This window comes from Cardiobacteriaceae bacterium TAE3-ERU3 (assembly GCA_019218315.1).
Lineage (GTDB): Bacteria > Pseudomonadota > Gammaproteobacteria > Cardiobacteriales > Cardiobacteriaceae > JAHUUI01.
The window spans coordinates 106,066-123,224 of record JAHUUI010000006.1 but is presented as its reverse complement, the minus strand read 5'-3'; the positions used below and the strand labels follow the sequence as shown (position 1 = coordinate 123,224).

At 49.0% G+C, this 17,159-nt stretch carries 19 protein-coding genes and 1 pseudogene; 14 read left to right on the top strand and 6 right to left on the bottom strand.

What is annotated here, in order from left to right; all coding sequences use genetic code 11:
- Positions 1-15: 15 nt before the first annotated feature.
- The 14 genes and pseudogenes from KRX19_10885 to KRX19_10820 all read left to right on the top strand — a co-directional run bounded on the left by KRX19_10885 (position 16) and on the right by KRX19_10820 (position 11,671).
- A complete protein-coding gene (locus tag KRX19_10885; GenBank protein MBV7435527.1) occupies positions 16-891 on the top strand; it encodes a class A beta-lactamase-related serine hydrolase in 876 nt (291 codons plus the stop codon).
- Positions 892-994: 103 nt separating this feature from the next.
- Positions 995-1,565: pseudogene (locus KRX19_10880) on the top strand (DUF177 domain-containing protein).
- Positions 1,525-1,728 (top strand): 50S ribosomal protein L32, encoded by a 204-nt coding sequence (rpmF, locus tag KRX19_10875; protein ID MBV7435526.1) that lies wholly within the window; start codon positions 1,525-1,527, stop codon positions 1,726-1,728. Before KRX19_10880 ends, rpmF begins: the two are co-directional and overlap by 41 nt.
- A 9-nt stretch (positions 1,729-1,737) precedes the next feature.
- Complete coding sequence (gene plsX, locus KRX19_10870) at positions 1,738-2,799, top strand: phosphate acyltransferase PlsX (GenBank protein MBV7435525.1); 1,062 nt, start codon at positions 1,738-1,740, stop codon at positions 2,797-2,799.
- A 9-nt stretch (positions 2,800-2,808) separates the two neighbouring features.
- Positions 2,809-3,774: a ketoacyl-ACP synthase III gene (locus KRX19_10865; protein ID MBV7435524.1), complete on the top strand. Its 966-nt coding sequence runs from the start codon at positions 2,809-2,811 to the stop codon at positions 3,772-3,774.
- A gap of 221 nt (positions 3,775-3,995) precedes the next feature.
- Complete coding sequence (gene fabD / locus KRX19_10860; GenBank protein MBV7435523.1) at positions 3,996-4,928, top strand: ACP S-malonyltransferase; 933 nt, start codon at positions 3,996-3,998, stop codon at positions 4,926-4,928.
- Complete coding sequence (fabG, locus tag KRX19_10855) at positions 4,925-5,662, top strand: 3-oxoacyl-ACP reductase FabG (protein MBV7435522.1); 738 nt, start codon at positions 4,925-4,927, stop codon at positions 5,660-5,662. Before fabD ends, fabG begins: the two co-directional genes overlap by 4 nt.
- 98 nt (positions 5,663-5,760) lie before the next feature.
- Complete coding sequence (gene acpP, locus KRX19_10850) at positions 5,761-5,997, top strand: acyl carrier protein (protein MBV7435521.1); 237 nt, start codon at positions 5,761-5,763, stop codon at positions 5,995-5,997.
- Positions 5,998-6,231: 234 nt separating this feature from the next.
- Positions 6,232-7,494 carry a beta-ketoacyl-ACP synthase II gene (gene fabF / locus KRX19_10845; GenBank protein MBV7435520.1) on the top strand — a complete coding sequence of 421 codons (1,263 nt, stop codon included), beginning with the start codon at positions 6,232-6,234 and terminating at the stop codon, positions 7,492-7,494.
- A 9-nt stretch (positions 7,495-7,503) separates the two neighbouring features.
- Complete coding sequence (mltG, locus tag KRX19_10840) at positions 7,504-8,535, top strand: endolytic transglycosylase MltG (protein ID MBV7435519.1); 1,032 nt, start codon at positions 7,504-7,506, stop codon at positions 8,533-8,535.
- Positions 8,532-9,146 (top strand): dTMP kinase, encoded by a 615-nt coding sequence (gene tmk, locus KRX19_10835; GenBank protein MBV7435518.1) that lies wholly within the window; start codon positions 8,532-8,534, stop codon positions 9,144-9,146. The genes mltG and tmk overlap by 4 nt, the downstream gene beginning before the upstream one ends.
- A complete protein-coding gene (locus KRX19_10830) occupies positions 9,143-10,096 on the top strand; it encodes a DNA polymerase III subunit delta' (GenBank protein MBV7435517.1) in 954 nt (317 codons plus the stop codon). The genes tmk and KRX19_10830 overlap by 4 nt, the downstream gene beginning before the upstream one ends.
- 7 nt (positions 10,097-10,103) lie before the next feature.
- On the top strand, positions 10,104-10,466 hold the full coding sequence (locus KRX19_10825; GenBank protein ID MBV7435516.1) for a PilZ domain-containing protein: 363 nt from the start codon (positions 10,104-10,106) through the stop codon (positions 10,464-10,466).
- Between the two features lie 170 nt (positions 10,467-10,636).
- On the top strand, positions 10,637-11,671 hold the full coding sequence (locus KRX19_10820; GenBank protein ID MBV7435515.1) for a DUF475 domain-containing protein: 1,035 nt from the start codon (positions 10,637-10,639) through the stop codon (positions 11,669-11,671).
- Positions 11,672-11,853: 182 nt separating this feature from the next.
- On the opposite strand, the gene KRX19_10815 is transcribed toward KRX19_10820, so the two are convergent.
- The 6 genes from KRX19_10815 to KRX19_10790 all read right to left on the bottom strand — a co-directional run bounded on the left by KRX19_10815 (position 11,854) and on the right by KRX19_10790 (position 17,121).
- Entirely contained in the window at positions 11,854-12,432 is a 579-nt protein-coding gene (locus tag KRX19_10815; GenBank protein MBV7435514.1) for a DJ-1/PfpI family protein, read from the bottom strand.
- Between the two features lie 44 nt (positions 12,433-12,476).
- The gene (locus tag KRX19_10810) at positions 12,477-12,623 is read right to left on the bottom strand and encodes a hypothetical protein (protein MBV7435513.1); all 147 of its coding nucleotides are present in this window, start codon (positions 12,621-12,623) and stop codon (positions 12,477-12,479) included.
- 18 nt (positions 12,624-12,641) lie between these two features.
- Positions 12,642-12,863: an HIT domain-containing protein gene (locus KRX19_10805; protein MBV7435512.1), complete on the bottom strand. Its 222-nt coding sequence runs from the start codon at positions 12,861-12,863 to the stop codon at positions 12,642-12,644.
- 6 nt (positions 12,864-12,869) lie between these two features.
- Positions 12,870-13,970: a hypothetical protein gene (locus KRX19_10800; GenBank protein ID MBV7435511.1), complete on the bottom strand. Its 1,101-nt coding sequence runs from the start codon at positions 13,968-13,970 to the stop codon at positions 12,870-12,872.
- Positions 13,967-16,003 carry a M3 family metallopeptidase gene (locus KRX19_10795; protein MBV7435510.1) on the bottom strand — a complete coding sequence of 679 codons (2,037 nt, stop codon included), beginning with the start codon at positions 16,001-16,003 and terminating at the stop codon, positions 13,967-13,969. Before KRX19_10795 ends, KRX19_10800 begins: the two co-directional genes overlap by 4 nt.
- 167 nt (positions 16,004-16,170) lie before the next feature.
- Positions 16,171-17,121: an FAD:protein FMN transferase gene (locus tag KRX19_10790; protein MBV7435509.1), complete on the bottom strand. Its 951-nt coding sequence runs from the start codon at positions 17,119-17,121 to the stop codon at positions 16,171-16,173.
- Positions 17,122-17,159 lie beyond the last annotated feature (38 nt).

Here is a 17,159-nt window from a genome sequence, read left to right as displayed (position 1 = left end):
GACCAGACTACCCCCATGAAACGACGCGCCTTGCTCCAAAGCGCCTTAGCGCTGACCACCACTGGCCTTACAACAACGCCACTACTTGCGCGTACAAACACCACGCTCGAACAACGTATCCAGCAAGTAGTAACCCAAATGCGCCGCGAAGGCCGGGTCAGTGCAGATGAACGGACCGCATGGACGGTGACAGACATTCAATCAGGTGCCAGAATCGTTTCGATCAATGCTGATCGCCCCATGCAATGTGCAAGCATGGTCAAACACATGGTCATTCAGGCATACCTGATGTGCCACTTCACCAAAGACAGCAAGCTTTACCCTCTTTCTCCAAGGGTTATGGAAGAAATGCGCGGAATGATCGTCAAGTCTAATAATGAATTCACCAACCACATCATTAAACGACTTGGCGGCCCACAAGGTGTGCAATGGATGCTGAAAAAAGAAGCGCCACACATATTCCGCAACATCAATATCGTCGAATACATTCCCGAAAATGGCCGTACCTATAAGAACCAGGCATCTGCTGCTGATTATGACCGTTTCTTGCTTGCCTTATGGCGCAACGAATTACCCGGCTCGAATATCCTCAAAAAAATGATGAGTATTCCTAATCACGACCGTATCCGCAGCGCAACCAAGTTCGTTTCCAAAAATGCCACTGTTTACGACAAAACCGGCTCAACCTCCATGCTTTGTGGAGACACTGGCATCATTGCTTGTAAAGATAAATTTGGTGGAACCGTACCCTACACCATCACCGGTATAATAGAAAAAAGCCGCCGCGCGAGTAATTATGGCAACTGGATCAGCGAGCGCAGCGATGTCATGCGCGATGTTTCTGATCAGGTCTACCTGTATTTCGCCAAACGCTACAGTTTGCCTGTATAGCAACGACAATAGATAACCAGACTATCACCAGATCTCACCATCACAAAGGCTTGTATCTGGTACAGATATGGTAGGATTTTTGACACTTCAAATAGTTGAGAGTATGATGCGCCATCCAATTGACACACTGCCACGCCAAATTGATCCATGGGCCTATGCCCGGTCACGGCGAAGCTGCGAAGGCAGCCTCCCGCTGGTGGCAACACACACCCTGAAACAATGGGCTGAACCCGGTGAGACGCTATACGGCGAACTTAGCGGAGATTTAGATGAACACGGCCAGACACACGTCTATGGTCGCGTCCGTGTGTTGCTAAACATGCAATGTCAGCGTTGCCTACAGGCAATGGAAATGCCGGTTGATCGGGATTTTGATTACGTTGTCATTCGTGATCAAAAATTCGAAGACCGCGTTGAAGGCCCTGTAGAAACATTGATTTGCGCCGACGATGAACTTGACGTGGCATGGTTTTTAGAAGAGGAAGTCCTGTTAGCGATGCCGATGATCGCCAAACATGACGATTGCACGCCGCCAGTGGATTTAGTCGCCTCACCGGAAGAAGAAACCGATGATGATAGACAACACCCATTTGCAGCACTAAAAGAGATGATGAAATCCAAGGAGCATTAATCATGGCCGTTCAGCAAAACCGAAAAACCCCATCAAAGCGTGACAAGCGCCGTACTCACGACGCATTGGGCTATGCCACTGTCACAACTGAAACCAAAAGCGGTGAGCGTCACCTGCGTCACCACGTTTCAAAAGACGGTTTCTACCGTGGCCGCCAAGCCATCGTACGTCCTGCTGAAGTCGTCGACTTCGAAGACGAAGAATAAGTCATCACCATGACTGTTGAGCACATGCCGGTCATTGCAATTGATGCAATGGGCGGTGACGTTGGTCTGGATACAACGCTTGCAGCCGCCGCACACGCACTGACGCAGAGCCCAGACTTCACTATCATCCTCGTTGGTGATGAAGCGACAATCCGGGCACACAAACGCTTTAGTGAAATTGACGCAACACGCAGTAAAATTCACCACTGCACACAAGTTGTGGAAATGGATGAAGCACCAGCTAATGTACTACGCCACAAGAATGACTCATCAATGTGGCAAGCTATAACGCTGGTCAAAGAAGGTAAAGCTGATGCATGCGTCAGCGCTGGTAATACTGGCGCACTGATGGCATCTGCACGCTATATTCTCAAAATGCTACCCGGCATTTCACGACCAGCGATTTGCGCCACCCTACCGACTGCACATGGCCATGTCCACTGGCTTGATCTCGGCGCAAACGTCGATGCAAAGCCAGAACAACTAGAGCAATTTGCCGTTATGGGTTCAGAGCTTGCTCGTGCGGTTGATGGTACATCTGCACCACAAGTTGGCTTGCTCAACATTGGCGAAGAAGCGATCAAGGGCAATGAAACGGTCAAAGAAACCGGTAAATTGCTTGAGCAAAGCCAGCTCAACTATATTGGCTTTGTTGAAGGCAACGACATCTTCCTTAAAAAAGGAATTGACGTCGTTGTCTGTGATGGCTTTGTTGGGAATGTTGCATTAAAAACCGTTGAAGGGATCGCAAAATTTTTGCAGCTTCAAACAGAAGCAGCATTTAAGCGCAATATACTCAGCAAACTGGCTGCAGTTGTTGCCTACCCTGTTTTAAAAAATCTCAAGAAGCGTGTTGATCCACGCAATTACAATGGCGCAAGCTTACTTGGTTTGCAAGGCATCGTCATCAAAAGCCACGGCAATGCTGACGCCTATGCCTACGCAAATGCGATTAACATCGCGCGACTGGAGACCAAAAACCACGTCATCGCGAAAATCCGCACACACCTCGAAAGCCATAATCAGAAAAATACTGAGCAGCGCAGCCAACCTCAAACCAGCAGTGAATAATATCCCATGATCTACAGCAAAATTCTCGGTACTGGCAGCTACCTGCCCGAACGCATTGTCAGCAATGATGAACTCAGCGTTCAAATGGATACCACAGACGAATGGATTCGTGCCCGTACTGGAATAGAGCAAAGACACATGGCCGCACCAAACGAAAGCTCAACCGATATGGCCGAGCAAGCGGCAAGACGCGCATTAGACAGCGCAGGTATAACGCCAGCTGAGCTTGATCTGATCATCGTCGCGACCTCAACACCAGAACACCTATTCCCTAGCAACGCAACACAGTTGCAAGCACGCCTGGGATGCAACAATATCCCCGCTTTTGACATGCAGGCTGTGTGTTCAGGCTTTATTTACGCCCTGAGCACTGCAGATAAATTCATCAAGTGTGGCGGTTACAAAAACATCCTCGTCGTCGGCACCGAACTATTCACCAACGCCCTCAACTGGGATGACCGTACCACGGCCATTCTCTTCGGTGATGGTTCTGGTGCAGTTGTTGTCGGTGCAAGTGATGAACCGGGCATTTATGGCAGTGTGTTACACAGTGATGGAAACTTCAAAGAATTACTATGGGCTCCCCAAGGCCCTGGATCTTCTGCAAATGATTACAAGGAACGTGAACGTTTCATTCAGATGCAAGGCCGTGAAGTATTTAAGGTTGCAGTGCGTTCATTGTCCAGCCTGGTTGGAGAATTGCTTAAACATTGTGATTTCAAAGCCGACGACATTGACTACCTCGTACCGCATCAAGCCAACTTACGCATCATCAGCGCTACAGCAGAGCATTTAGGTATGTCGATGGATAAAGTTATCGTCACGGTCAACAAACACGCCAATACCTCAGCTGCATCTGTTCCACTGGCGCTTGACCACGGCGTTCGCAGTGGCAAAATACAACGTGGACAAAATTTATTGCTCGAAGCATTTGGCGGTGGTTTCACTTGGGGCGGCTGCATCCTGAAATTCTAGGTTCTGATTGATATATCGGTATAGCCCCTAGATTATACATGCGGGTTAACAACTGATTCTATAGGTCACGTCTATACAGATATAGCACCGTCGAGTGAAGCCTTATAACTCCAGCATAATCTGTAATGCGATATTAATCAGTCCTAGCGACATGTCCCATTTCATTTCCAGTTTGGGCATAATAGAGTGTATTGAGAACAGAATAATCTAGGAGAAACAGGATGACGACAGCAATTATTTTCCCGGGACAAGGCTCACAAAGCCAGCAAATGCTGAGTGAAATGGCCGCTCAATTTTCGATTGTAAAGCAGCGCTTTGACGAAGCTTCCGAAGTCATCGGAAAAGACCTTTGGCAAATCGTACAAGAAAATAACAACGCGGAACTCAATCAAACAGCAATTACCCAACCAGTATTACTTGCTGCAGGTATCGCCTGCTTCGATATTCTCAAGGCCGAAACTGATATCAATCCAGTATTTATGGCTGGCCACTCTCTTGGTGAATACACCGCACTATGTGCTGCTCAAGCAATCTCCTTTGCTGAAGCAATCGACCTCGTCCACCAACGCGGTGAATTGATGCAGGAAGCTGTGCCATATGGTGAAGGCAGTATGGCTGCTATTCTTGGCTTGGAAGATCAGGACGTGATTGAAATTTGCGCCATGGTTGATGAGACCGTACAGGCAGCCAACTTCAATGCCCCGGGTCAGGTCGTGATTGCAGGTACAGTTGCCGGCGTTGCCGCAGCAATTGAAAGTGCCAAAAAGCATGGTGCCAAACGCGCTATTGAGCTGCCGGTCAGCATACCTTCACATTGCAGCCTGATGAAAGGCGCTGCAGCCAAGCTGAGCCTTTCTTTGGATCACGCTCACTGGAAAATGCCCAATACAACCATTATTCACAATGTCGACGGTCAAGAGCGTCACAACGTAGATGGAATCAAATCTGCTTTGGGTGCACAGCTCTACAAGCCAGTTCAGTGGGTCAAGTGTATTGACAAGCTGGTTGCTGAAGGCGTGACCTATTGCGTCGAAGCCGGCCCAGGCAAAGTTTTAACCGGACTGAACAAGCGTATTAACAAAGAACTCAAAACCACAGCTTTCGATCAACCCTCTGCATTACCAGTTATTATTGAAACTCTGGAGTCTGTATGAAGATGAATGAGCAAATCGTACTCGTCACAGGCGCTAGCCGCGGCATAGGCCGTGCGGTGCTAAATAGCTTTGCCGAAGCAGGTGCGACCGTCATCGGCACTGCAACCAGTGACAGCGGTGCAGAAAAAATCAGCGCCCATATCACGGAAAATGGCTGGAAAGGTCAAGGTATGGTACTCAGCGTCAATGATGCTGAGGCAATTGACGCAACCATCAAAACCATCCGTGACACATTTGGCCCGGTCTCAATCCTGATTAACAATGCCGGTATTACTGACGACAATCTGCTTATGCGAATGAAAGCTGAGCAGTGGGACAGTGTCATCGACACCAACTTGTCCAGCGTTTACCGCCTGAGCAAAGCCGTCATGCGGGATATGATGAAAGCGCGCTTTGGCCGCATCATCAATATCGCCTCAGTCGTCGGCGTTATGGGAAATGCAGGTCAAGCAAACTATGCTGCGACAAAAGCCGGCGTGATTGGATTTTCCAAGTCCTTAGCGCGGGAAATAGGCTCTCGCGGAATTACTGTTAACACCATTGCCCCTGGCTTCATTGCCACTGATATGACGGAACAATTGCCTGAAGCACAAAAGCAGGCATTGGTCGAGCAAGTCCCCTTGGCGAAGCTTGGTCAGCCTGAAGATATCGCCCAAGCAGCTGTATTTCTCGCCCAAGCCGGATACGTCACCGGTGAGACACTGCACGTCAATGGCGGCATGTACATGATTTAATAGAGTTAAGCAGAACTATCGGGCAAATTAAAAAGTGACTGGTAATTATTGCTTAAACCTCTTAAAATAGCGCTTTCACCCAACAAAGGAAAACACACATGAGCAACAACATTGAACAACGCGTTATCAGCGTCATCGCAGAACAATTGAGCGTTGACGAGTCGCAGGTCAAGCCTGAAGCACACTTCATTGACGACCTCGGCGCTGACTCGCTTGATCTGGTTGAGCTGGTTATGTCTCTGGAAAAAGAATTCGATTGCGAAATTCCTGACGAAGAAGCAGAGAAAATCACGACTGTCCAAACTGCGATTGACTACGTCAAATCCAATACTTGAGACTGACTGAGTCAAAAAAGCCACGGTAGTCCCACTGCTGTGGCTTTTTTTATATTTAGATTCATCACTGATATACAGCTCAATACAGCAACACTTTTACAAAGAATAGACGGCTGACCATGCGCAAAACACGTTGGCATTGACCCTATTTCTTTCCCATGTAAAATCTAACCACACACATGCCTTAGCTTTGAGGCAGTTAACCAACTTTCAGAGATTTTGAAGAGAAAAACTATGAGTGAAACGCATTCCATCCGCTCAGTACCGCGCGTCGTCGTGACCGGCATGGGCATCATCAGTCCGGTTGGCTGCAAGTTAACGCAGGCATGGCAAAATATCCTTGCTGGAAAAAGTGGCATTACCCCTATTACAGACTATGACGCCAGTGAGCTACCGGTGCGCTTTCGTGGCTCAGTGACAGACTTTGACTCTACGCAATATTTCGATGCCAAAGAAGCACGTAAAATGGATGTATTCATCCATTACGGCATGGCCGCAGGTATTGATGCAATTACTGATAGCGGTCTGGATTTCAGCGATGAAGCTCTGGCTGAGCGTACAGGCATCATTATTGGCTCAGGCATTGGCGGCTTACCTGGTATGCTCGATGGCTACCAAACGTTAATCGATCGTGGTGCGCGGCGTGTTTCACCATTTTACGTTCCTAAAAATATCATCAATATGATCTCTGGCAACCTTTCGATCCGCTACGGCATCAAAGGTGCAAATTTGGCCACTGCAACCGCTTGTGCTACTGGTACTCATAGTATTGGTCAAGCGGTGCGTATGATCCAAATGGGCGACGCTGATGTCATGATTGCCGGTGGTGCAGAAATGGCGGGCAATGCGATGGGCATCGCCGGATTTGCTGCGGCTAAAGCACTTTCAACCCGCAACGACGACCCACAAGCGGCATCACGTCCTTGGGATAAAGATCGTGACGGATTTGTTCTAGGCGATGGCGCTGGTGTTGTGGTTTTGGAAACACTTGAAAGTGCCAAAAAACGCGGTGCAAATATTTATGGCGAAGTGGTAGGTATTGGTATGACTTCCGATGCACATCATATGACTGCTCCTTTAACAGATGGTAGTGGTGCAGCTCGCTGTATGGCCCAAGCTTTAAAAGATGCCGGGCTCAACCCTGAAGATGTTGACTACATCAACGCCCACGGCACATCCACACCAGCGGGTGACGTTGCCGAAACACTCGCCATGAAAAAAGCATTCGCCGATCATGCTTACCGCCTTGCGGTCAGCAGCACCAAATCCATGACCGGACACGCTCTGGGTGCCGCAGGTGGTATGGAAGCCATTTTCACTCTGCTTGCTTTGCGCGACCAAGTAGCGCCACCAACGATCAACCTTGATAACCCAAGTGAAGATTGCGATTTGAACTACGTGCCGCATCAAGCGCAGCAAATGCCTATTCGTGCAGCACTGTCGAACTCATTCGGCTTTGGTGGCACGAACGCCAGTCTCGTTTTTAAAGCAATTTAAACACAGCCGATGTTTGGCAAGATCTTTCGCCGCCTATTTATACTGCTGCTGATTATCGGCATCGGTATCGCCGCATTGGGTTACTGGCAATACTGCCAAGTCATGGATGCGCATCTTGCGCCCAGCGTACATGGCGGTACCATTATTCATGTGGCTAACGGCAGCAATCTCAAGCAAATTGCTAATGAGCTTGAGTCGCGTGGCATTATCCAGCAAGCATGGCCACTGCGGATTTACGGTCGGCTGCGCGGTGATGCTGGGCTGCTAAAAGCTGGCGACTATCGCCTCAAAATGCAGGATACCCCTGCTGAGCTGTACCAAAGTATGGTAGAAGGTGACGTCATCACCCACAGCATCACTATCGTAGAAGGCACAACATATGCCGACCTACGCCGCAAGCTACGCGAAGCTGAAGATCTAACCCAAACTCTCGACGGCGTAACCGATGAAGAACTGGCCAAAAAATTGGGCATTGAAGCAGGACACCTCGAAGGGCAGTTTTTACCTGAAACCTACTTCTATACCGCTAATGACTCAGACTTCACCATCTTAAAACGCCTGCATAATAAGCTTGAACAGGCACTCAATCAGGCGTGGGAAAATCGTGATCCTGAGATCAGCATCAAAACCCCTTATGAGGCGCTGATTCTTGCTTCGATTATTGAAAAAGAGACTCAACTGGCAAACGAACGTGCTTTGGTTTCCGGAGTATTCAATCGTCGCCTCAAAAAAGGCATGCGCTTACAGACGGACCCAACCGTCATTTACGGTATAGTCAATTACAATGGCAATATCACCCGCACCCATCTCACAACAGACACACCTTACAACACCTACACTCGCCACGGCCTGCCGCCAACTCCAATTGCATTACCCAGCCAAGCGGCCATTGAAGCAGCTGTGCATCCAGACAGTGGAAAAAGCCTCTTTTTCGTTGCTGACGGTCGTGGTGGCCATGTATTCAGTGAAACCTACGCAACACACAAAAAAGCGGTGCAAAACCTCATTCGCATACAGCGCGAGAAAAAGGCCAAGCAATGAAGCGCGGTCGCTTTATCGTCATTGACGGCAGTGAAGGTGCTGGGAAAAGCACCCAAATTAACTACATCCGCGACTGGCTCAGCGAGCACCATATTGATTTTTGGCTCACTCGGGAACCTGGTGGTACAGCAGTGGGCGAGCAAGTGCGCAATATTTTGCTTAATCCAGCCAATACCATTGACGCTGATGCAGAGTTATTGCTGATGATGGCCGCCAGGCGTCAACACCTAAGTGCTGAAATCTTGCCACGACTGAGCCGTGGTCAATGGGTGATCTGTGATCGCTTTAACGACTCAACCTATGCTTATCAAGGCTACGGACGCGGTATTAACATCACACGCATAGCCGAACTTGAACGCTGGGCAATGCCTGATGTTGAGCCGGATTTACGCCTGATCATGTCTGTCAGCCCAGAGATCGCCATGCAGCGGCTTGATCAGCGCAATACGCATAAAGACCGCTTTGAGCAAGAACAAGCAGAATTTTTTGCTGCCGTCGCGCATGGTTATCATGTGCGCGCGCAAAGGGAAAATGCAGTCAGTATTGATGCAGATGGCGATAGCGACAGCGTATTTGAACAAATTCGCCCCCACCTGATGGCGCAGCTATGACTGAGCTCCCATGGCTCAGTGCACTTACTGAGGACTTTAGCTACTTAGTAAAAAACCTGCCGACCACCACGCTGCTCCTCGATACGCAGCGTGGCAACGCCATCGTGGCCGCTAAAAGTATCGCTGCGGCAGCGTTGTGCCTTAATCCACATAATGGCCAAGCGTGTCAGGCTTGCCAATCCTGCCACTTACTCAAGCAAGATACTCATCCAGATCTGATTTGGCGCGATGATCCCTGCAAAGTAGATGATGTTCGTACACTCACCGAGCAGTCGCAAAAGACACCCAATATAGCCAAGCGGCGCATCATTTTTTTGCCCGACATTGACCGCTACAATGATTATGCGCTTAATGCACTACTTAAAACCTTGGAAGAGCCTCCAGCCAGCAATCACTTTATTCTCAGTGCACCAAACAGGCGTGCTGTAAAGCCAACCATCCTCAGCCGTGCACGCTGCCTGAGTGTCCCTACCCCCAATCATAATCAAGCACTTAACTGGCTGTGTCATACGCATCAGTGGTCCGTACAAGATGCTACGCGTGCGTTGGCTTTATGTCAGGACAATCCTTTCCGCGTACTCACGCAGCGCGATATTCCTGATCCGGCAGCCGAAATCGCACTCTGCGTTATGTTTTTAACCTCGCCCAAGCATGAGACGGCATATTTAATGCACCTTGACGGCCTTGATCAAAACCATTTAGTTGATTACGTCTGCGCTCAGCTGATTGCATTAATCAACTATATACAGCTGGACAGCTACGATGAATATTGGCAAAATCACCTTGCTTCCATACAAGCACAAATCAAAGCCCTCGACTTGCCTAAACTGCACACCTTATATGCTCGTATATCCGCATTGCGTCAACCGCAGGTGCAGCAAGTAGGTATGGCGGCCAACATCAAAGGCCATTTACTTGAGATAATGGATAATCGTATTCCTATACTGTGAGCACAATATGACCTCTTCTTCACCACAATCCAAGTTAAAAAAAGGCGTCATTCGTATGGCTCCTGCTGATACGCGTAGCCTTTATCAAGTGTATATGCCATTTATTGAAGGCTGTGGTGTCTTCTATCCTACTGATGAAACCTATCAGATGGGGCAAGATGTTTTTGTCTTTCTTACCCTACCCGATGATTTAGGTAAATTTGCCGTATCAGGCCGAATTGTATGGCTCAATCCGCCTAAGAAATCCGGCAAACGCGTTCCAGGTATCGGGATTCAGCTTCTCGGTCGCGATGTTCCTAAAATTCGTGAGACAGTAGAAAAAGCGCTGGGAAAACTGCAAGATAGTGGACTCCCAACTATGACGCTTTAATACTACAAGCCCCCATACGACCTACGTCACGTCAGCCCAAAACTCAACAAAATACCTAGGCCATCAAAATAAGGCGGGGAATTTTGATGCGTTGCATGATCCTATCATGCATTCACCGCATCACGAAGCGCTCTCATATATCTATCTAAATTTATTCACTAAGGATCTTCATGCTCAAACACTTTGGCTTTTCATTCTTTTTTAGCGCAATATGTTTGGCTCTTGCTGCATGGTGGGGCTACGAACAAGGCGGCATCTCCATGCTTGGGCAGGCGCTGTTTATCACCGCTGTCTTGGCTTTAATGGAAATTTCACTGTCATTCGATAATGCCGTTGTGAATGCATCTGTCCTGCGTGGGTGGCCGGATTTTTGGCTGAAACTGTTTCTGACCGTTGGCATCCTTATCGCTGTTTTCGGTATGCGCCTTATCTTTCCATTGGCCATCGTCGCCATCACAGCCAATATGGGCTTAATAGAAGTCGCCCATCTCGCACTGAACGACCCTGCTGAATACGCTGCACGCCTACTCGCACACCACAGTCAGGTCGCCACTTTTGGGGGTATCTTCCTGATGATGGTTTTCTTGAACTTTTTCTTTGACGAAAACAAAGATGAGCACTGGCTACATTGGCTGGAAAAGCCGATGCAAAGCATTGCCAGCATTCAAGGCATGGCATTATTCATCTGCCTCATTTTACTGATACTCACAGCCAAGTTCCTCACCGCGGAACATGAAGTCGCCGCGATCCTCACCTCAGGCATATGGGGATTAGTGACCTACCTTGGCGTGCAGGTACTTAGTGGCCTGCTCGAAAGAGAGAATGCAAGCAACGGCACAAGCGCCATCATGAAAGGTGGTATTGCCGGGTTTATCTATTTAGAAGTGCTTGACGCCTCTTTTAGCTTCGATGGTGTTATCGGTGCATTTGCTATTACCAGCGATGTCGTCATTATTATGCTTGGCCTGGCCATCGGTGCCATCTTCGTGCGCTCTATCACTATTTATCTGGTAGAGAAAGGTACTCTACAAACTTATGCCTACCTAGAACATGGCGCACATTACGCCATTGGCGCATTAGCCGTCATCATGCTACTGTCCGTTAAATACCATATCCCGGAACTGGTCACGGGGAGCATCGGTATTGCACTTATTCTGCTGGCACTTTTCGCCTCTTGGCGTAAAAATCGCCATGAAGCACTATGAAGCTACACGCCCCTACGCTAGCTATATCACCGCAGTATTTGAGTATATGGCACGCACTTTCGCTCACTTTCTGAGTGCCTAATAACCAAGCAAAAATCGGTGATGACAATACAATTTTCATCACCGATTCCGAATGCTTTGTTAAGACGACAAAACCAGCCGTCACTACGGTCAAGCCCAGATTAGAGCGTAATCTTCGCACCAAGCAAAGCAACAAACTGCGCCAGCCATTGTGGGTGTGCAGGCCATGCTGGCGCTGTAACCAAATTGCCGTCAGTCACAGCATCCGTCACCTCAATATCGGCATACTCACCACCAGCAAGCCGCACTTCGGCTGCACAAGCAGGATAAGCGGAGCATTTGCGACCTTCCAGAATACCTGCTGCAGCCAATAATTGCGCTCCGTGGCATACTGCAGCAATCGGCTTTTTCGCCTGATCAAATGCGCGCACAATATCCAGCACCTTTTCATTCATGCGCAGATATTCCGACGCACGGCCGCCCGGAATCAACAACCCGATATAATCATCAGTATTGACCGCAGAAAAATCATAATTCAAGGCAAAGTTATGACCGCGCTTTTCGCTGTAGGTCTGCTCGCCTTCAAAATCATGAATAGCCGTCGCCACGCTATCGCCTGACTTTTTGTCTGGGCACACCGCATGTACTTCATACCCCACCCCCAGCAAAAATTGGAACGGCACCATCGTTTCATAATCTTCGGCGTAATCGCCGACCAGCATCAGAATCTTTTTCGACATCATCGACTCCATGAATATACCGCACATGCGGCAGCTTTATCGTACTATAAATATGCTTGAATTTGCTTTGCAATATCATGCATATCTTGCGCATCGACAGAGACTTTATCGATGAAATTCATCTCTTTGGCATCGTTAAGTGGTACGAGATGAATATGCACATGTGGTACAGCCAGTCCGATGGAAGCCATACCCACTTTGCGACACGGCTACGCAGATTGCAGTGCTGTGGCAACACGGCGGGTAAATGCCATCAGTGCATCGTAATCCGCTTTCGGCATGGCAAACAAATCCTGCACTTCCGCTTTGGGCAGACAAATAATATGCCCACGCGCATTGGGGTTGGGCTCCATAAAGGCGATGTGTTGTTCGTCCTCAACCACAGTTACAGCCGATATTTTTCCGGCCATCATATCGGTAAAAATACTCATCAATATTTATCTCTTATCTGAAACAGCAATTAATTTGTAAGTATCATCCATGCGTAAAAACCACAGTATGGCGTGCTGATGTGGATCATCGGGGTCATAGACACGATACAGCGGATGGTTGGAGGCTGAAAACAGCCCACAATTATCTGAATAGTGGCGCAGACTTTCCGTATAGGCTTTGGTCGCGGGATTGTCGTGTGTATCAGCAGCAAATAGTGGATCAAATTCTCTTACCTGCCTAAACTGCGCACGGCGTCTTTTAATTGCAGATTCAAGATGCTTAACCGCATCACGGATTTTAGCCGAGCCGACTTTGACTACAGCCCCTTCGCACCAAACGCCATCGGCAATAAAGTTATTTTGATCGTTCTGCAAAGTAGCTTGCAGAAGATCATCAAACAAAAATTGACCGAAATCGCGGTCATTATCTATGGCACTGTAAAAATAGCCATCCGTACCCTGCCAGCTTCGCCACGGCGCTTGAATATCAGGTTCGGACTCTGTTTTGCGTAATGAGTGCCAATTTATGCTGATACCGGCATCGTAGAAATCGTCAATCAGTACGTTGCCATGCTGATCGAGTAGCTGATGCTTGCCGCCACTCCAATAAGAATGCTCACCATCGCTGTATCGGGTCGCGCCAGACAGCGCAAGGCTGGTGCCATTTTCCATGATGCCAAGATGATTGTAGCGTGGCGCTATTGCCCACTGACCATCACGATCAAGCATACCAAGCATGCCCTCTTCACCATAAGCACGAATATAGCCTTCGTGCTCGCAATCGGGCAATGCATCAAACAGGAAAGGTTTGTATGGTAATTCGCGTCCATCCTTGAGCAGAATGCCGCTTTTGGCACTTTTTCCATCAAACTCGATAAAACCAATCAGATCCGAAAAAGCAACCGCGCTGATCATGGGCGAAAAGTGCGGTTCGATGGTGACATTGCCGTGTGCATCCTTGAAGCCGACACGGGTCTCCCCGTTATCATCCTCTGCAAATGCAATCCACGGCTGGTTTGCCGAGTGATCTGCGGGATGATTTTCAAGAGCAGCAAGACTGGTCGCTGATAATACTGTGACCAGCCCCGCTACAGCACAGCATCTCACTGTGCAATGCCGCTGTGCTTGAGCAAAGCATCAACTTTCGGTTCACGGCCGCGGAAAGCGACAAAGCTGTCCATCGACGGACGCGAGCCGCCAACTGCAAGAATTTCATCGCGGAAGCGTGCGCCGGTTTCAGGGTTGAAGACGCCCTCTTCCTCGAACGCACTGAAACTGTCCGCTGAAAGCACTTCCGCCCACTTGTAGCTGTAATACCCTGCAGCGTAACCGCCAGCAAAGATGTGCGAGAACTGCATCGGGAAGCGGTTTTTCTCGTACGATGGCGTGACCGACACTTCACTGCGCACACTATTGAGTACGTCCAGCACGTCTTTGCCACTGGAAGCAGCGGTGTGCAGGCGGTAATCAAACAGCGAGAATTCCAACTGGCGCAGCATCGCCATTGCCGACTGGAAGTTTTTCGCCGCAATCAGTTTGTCGAACAACTCATCAGGTAATTTTTCGCCTGTTTCCTTGTGGCGGGTCAGTGCATCAAGTGCTTCGTGGGTATAGCAGAAGTTTTCCATGAACTGGCTCGGCTGCTCGACCGCGTCCCATTCCACGCCGCTGATACCGGACACGGAATAAACGTCGATTTCCGTGAGCATGTGGTGCAGGCCGTGACCAAATTCGTGGAACAGCGTGGTGACTTCGTCGTGGGTCAGGTACGCTTCTTCGTCACCGACCGGCGGAGTAAAGTTGCACACCAGATAGGCAACCGGTAATTGCAGTTTGCCTTCATCGCGGAAGCGCTGCACGGCACCGTCCATCCACGCACCGCCGCGCTTTTTCGCACGCGCGTAAAGGTCAAGATAGAAGCGCGCCTGTACTTCATCGTCTTTGTTAATCACGTCAAACGCGAGGACGTCTTTATGCCATGTGCTCAATTCATTATTAGGCTTGAAGCGTGCGCCAAACAGGCGCTCGGTAATCGCGAACAGCCCTTCGAGTACCTTGGATACGGGGAAATACGGACGCAAGTCTTCCTGTGACAAGGCATACTTTTGCTGGCGCAGTTTTTCCGACGCATAGCCAACGTCCCACGGCTGCAAGTCCTGTAAATCGAGTTCGGCGGCGGCAAATTCGCGCAGTGCGGCCATGTCTGCTTCACCGGCAGCTTTGCTCGATTTCACCAAGTCGTCGAGGAAACTCAGCACGGTGTCGTTGTTTTTCGCCATTTTGCTGTCGGCTGACAGCGCCGCATAATCGGCAAAGCCAAGCATCTTGGCCTTTTTCTCGCGCAGTTCGAGGATTTCACGGATGATGGCGGCGTTGTCATAGCGCCCTTCGTCGGCAAATTCCGAGGCGCGTGCATTGTAGGCGGCGTACACTTCACCGCGCAGTCCACGGTTGTCGGCGTAGGTCAGGACAGGGATAACAACCGGTGCATCAAGGGTCACGCGCCAGCCGTGCTGATCGTTCTGCTTGGCAAGGTCTGCCATCAGCGCTTTGGCACTCGCGGGCAAGCCCTCAAGCTCTTCTTCGTCAGTAATCAGCTTGTGCCATGCGTTGGTCGCGTCGAGGACGTTATTGGCGTATTGGGTCGAGAGCTCGGACAGGCGCAGGCTCATCTTTTTGAACTCGGCTTTGTCTTCATCGGGCAATACCACACCACTGCGCTCAAAGTCCTCAATCGCGTCATCGATGACTTTCTGTTTGACCGCATCAAGCGAGTTGTATTCATGACCATCGCGGATAGACTTAATCGCTTCGTACAAGCCGCGATGCTGTGCCATGTCCGTGCCGTATTCGGACAGTACCGGTAAAGTCTGCTCGTACGCGGCGCGCCATTCGTCGGTGCTATTCACGCCTTGTAAATGCCCGATGGGTGAAAATGCGCGCGACAGGCGGTCGTCCATGCGCTCCAAAGGCTGCATCAGGTTATCCCAAGTGAAATTGCTTTGCCCGAGTAACACATCGAGCGCCTGACGGTTCTCTTCAATGATCGCGGCAATCGCATTCGCATGCTCAGGCTTGAGCGCGGCAAAATCCGGCGCTGCGGGGGGATGGTAAAGCGGGTTTGACGAAAAATCAGTCATGGTAAATCCTTTGATTACGTTTCTTGGTATAAGAGATTATGGTGACAATGTAGGCTTTTTTAAAGGGCATCTAATTTATACTGATGGGAAAGGCTGATACCGCTACCAACCAATAAAGGACTGACGTGTATAAGCCTCATCTAAAGTACATAACCACACGCCATACCTCACGAAAGCATTTTTTGTAGTGACGTTGTTATTTCCAGACGATAACCTTGAGCTTGCTTTTCATCTTCAATCATCAGTACCGCTGCTATGCGATTTTGCTCTGCAAATGAACGTGCATCATCACCAAGAAGATAGAGGGCTGTTGCATAACCATCCGCGCTCATACAGTCATCAGCCAGTACAGTCACTGACAGTAGATGAGAAGCTTTGGTATAGCCAGTTTTAGCGTCAATCTCATGAGCTGCAAATCCATTGTCGAGGCGTGAGTAATTACGATAACTTCCAGAGGTTGCTACTGCTCGCGATATACCACTAAATGCCATGACTTCATTAAAGGTGCCACCATCCCACTGAGGATATTCAATCGCTACCTTCCATGGCTGACCATAGCAATCGCCACTAAGTCGTATTTCACCACCAATATCCACCATATAATTATGGTAACCAAATTGCTCAATAAGCTGGGCCAGCTTATCAACACCATAGCCTTTTGCTATGGAGCTCAAATCGATGCTGACTTCGGGATTATCCTTCGACAATCCGCGCTCATTCAAATGTAAATAATGATAACCAACTTTTTGGAGTGCCGCAGTAACAGCATCATGCTCAGGGTAGTGGCTGATTTGATGCGCTCCAAACCCCCAGATATCAACCAGTGGTGCAATTGTAATGTCATATACGCCATCTGTTTCAGCGCAGATCGTTAGTGCCTTAGAGACGACATAACGCATTTCGGGACTAATAAGGATGATATCTGTCCCTCGATAAGCATTAAAAGCGCAGATTTCAGATGTCTCTTGATGAAGAGACATCCGTCCGTTGATCATCCGCAGCAGCAATTCAACACTATCACGAATAACCTTTTGATCATCTTTCGCTATAGTATGGGCAATCTGTATTTGCCACGGAGAGCCCATGGTCTGACCTTGTAATCTCACTAATTCATTCATAAAACTTCAACCTGATAACAAGAGATATATACAAAAAT

Excerpts from the sequence above, each read along its gene's own strand:
- KRX19_10885 (MBV7435527.1), top strand. The coding sequence starts at position 16 with ATGAAACGACGCGCCTTGCTCCAAAGCGCCTTAGCGCTGACCACCACT.
- rpmF (MBV7435526.1), top strand. The coding sequence starts at position 1,525 with ATGGCCGTTCAGCAAAACCGAAAAACCCCATCAAAGCGTGACAAGCGC.
- plsX (MBV7435525.1), top strand. The coding sequence starts at position 1,738 with ATGACTGTTGAGCACATGCCGGTCATTGCAATTGATGCAATGGGCGGT.
- fabD (MBV7435523.1), top strand. The coding sequence starts at position 3,996 with ATGACGACAGCAATTATTTTCCCGGGACAAGGCTCACAAAGCCAGCAA.
- fabG (MBV7435522.1), top strand. The coding sequence starts at position 4,925 with ATGAAGATGAATGAGCAAATCGTACTCGTCACAGGCGCTAGCCGCGGC.
- acpP (MBV7435521.1), top strand. The coding sequence starts at position 5,761 with ATGAGCAACAACATTGAACAACGCGTTATCAGCGTCATCGCAGAACAA.
- fabF (MBV7435520.1), top strand. The coding sequence starts at position 6,232 with ATGAGTGAAACGCATTCCATCCGCTCAGTACCGCGCGTCGTCGTGACC.
- mltG (MBV7435519.1), top strand. The coding sequence starts at position 7,504 with ATGTTTGGCAAGATCTTTCGCCGCCTATTTATACTGCTGCTGATTATC.
- tmk (MBV7435518.1), top strand. The coding sequence starts at position 8,532 with ATGAAGCGCGGTCGCTTTATCGTCATTGACGGCAGTGAAGGTGCTGGG.
- KRX19_10830 (MBV7435517.1), top strand. The coding sequence starts at position 9,143 with ATGACTGAGCTCCCATGGCTCAGTGCACTTACTGAGGACTTTAGCTAC.
- KRX19_10825 (MBV7435516.1), top strand. The coding sequence starts at position 10,104 with ATGACCTCTTCTTCACCACAATCCAAGTTAAAAAAAGGCGTCATTCGT.
- KRX19_10820 (MBV7435515.1), top strand. The coding sequence starts at position 10,637 with ATGCTCAAACACTTTGGCTTTTCATTCTTTTTTAGCGCAATATGTTTG.
- KRX19_10815 (MBV7435514.1), bottom strand. The coding sequence starts at position 12,432 with ATGTCGAAAAAGATTCTGATGCTGGTCGGCGATTACGCCGAAGATTAT.
- KRX19_10810 (MBV7435513.1), bottom strand. The coding sequence starts at position 12,623 with ATGGCTTCCATCGGACTGGCTGTACCACATGTGCATATTCATCTCGTA.
- KRX19_10805 (MBV7435512.1), bottom strand. The coding sequence starts at position 12,863 with ATGAGTATTTTTACCGATATGATGGCCGGAAAAATATCGGCTGTAACT.
- KRX19_10795 (MBV7435510.1), bottom strand. The coding sequence starts at position 16,003 with ATGACTGATTTTTCGTCAAACCCGCTTTACCATCCCCCCGCAGCGCCG.
- KRX19_10790 (MBV7435509.1), bottom strand. The coding sequence starts at position 17,121 with ATGAATGAATTAGTGAGATTACAAGGTCAGACCATGGGCTCTCCGTGG.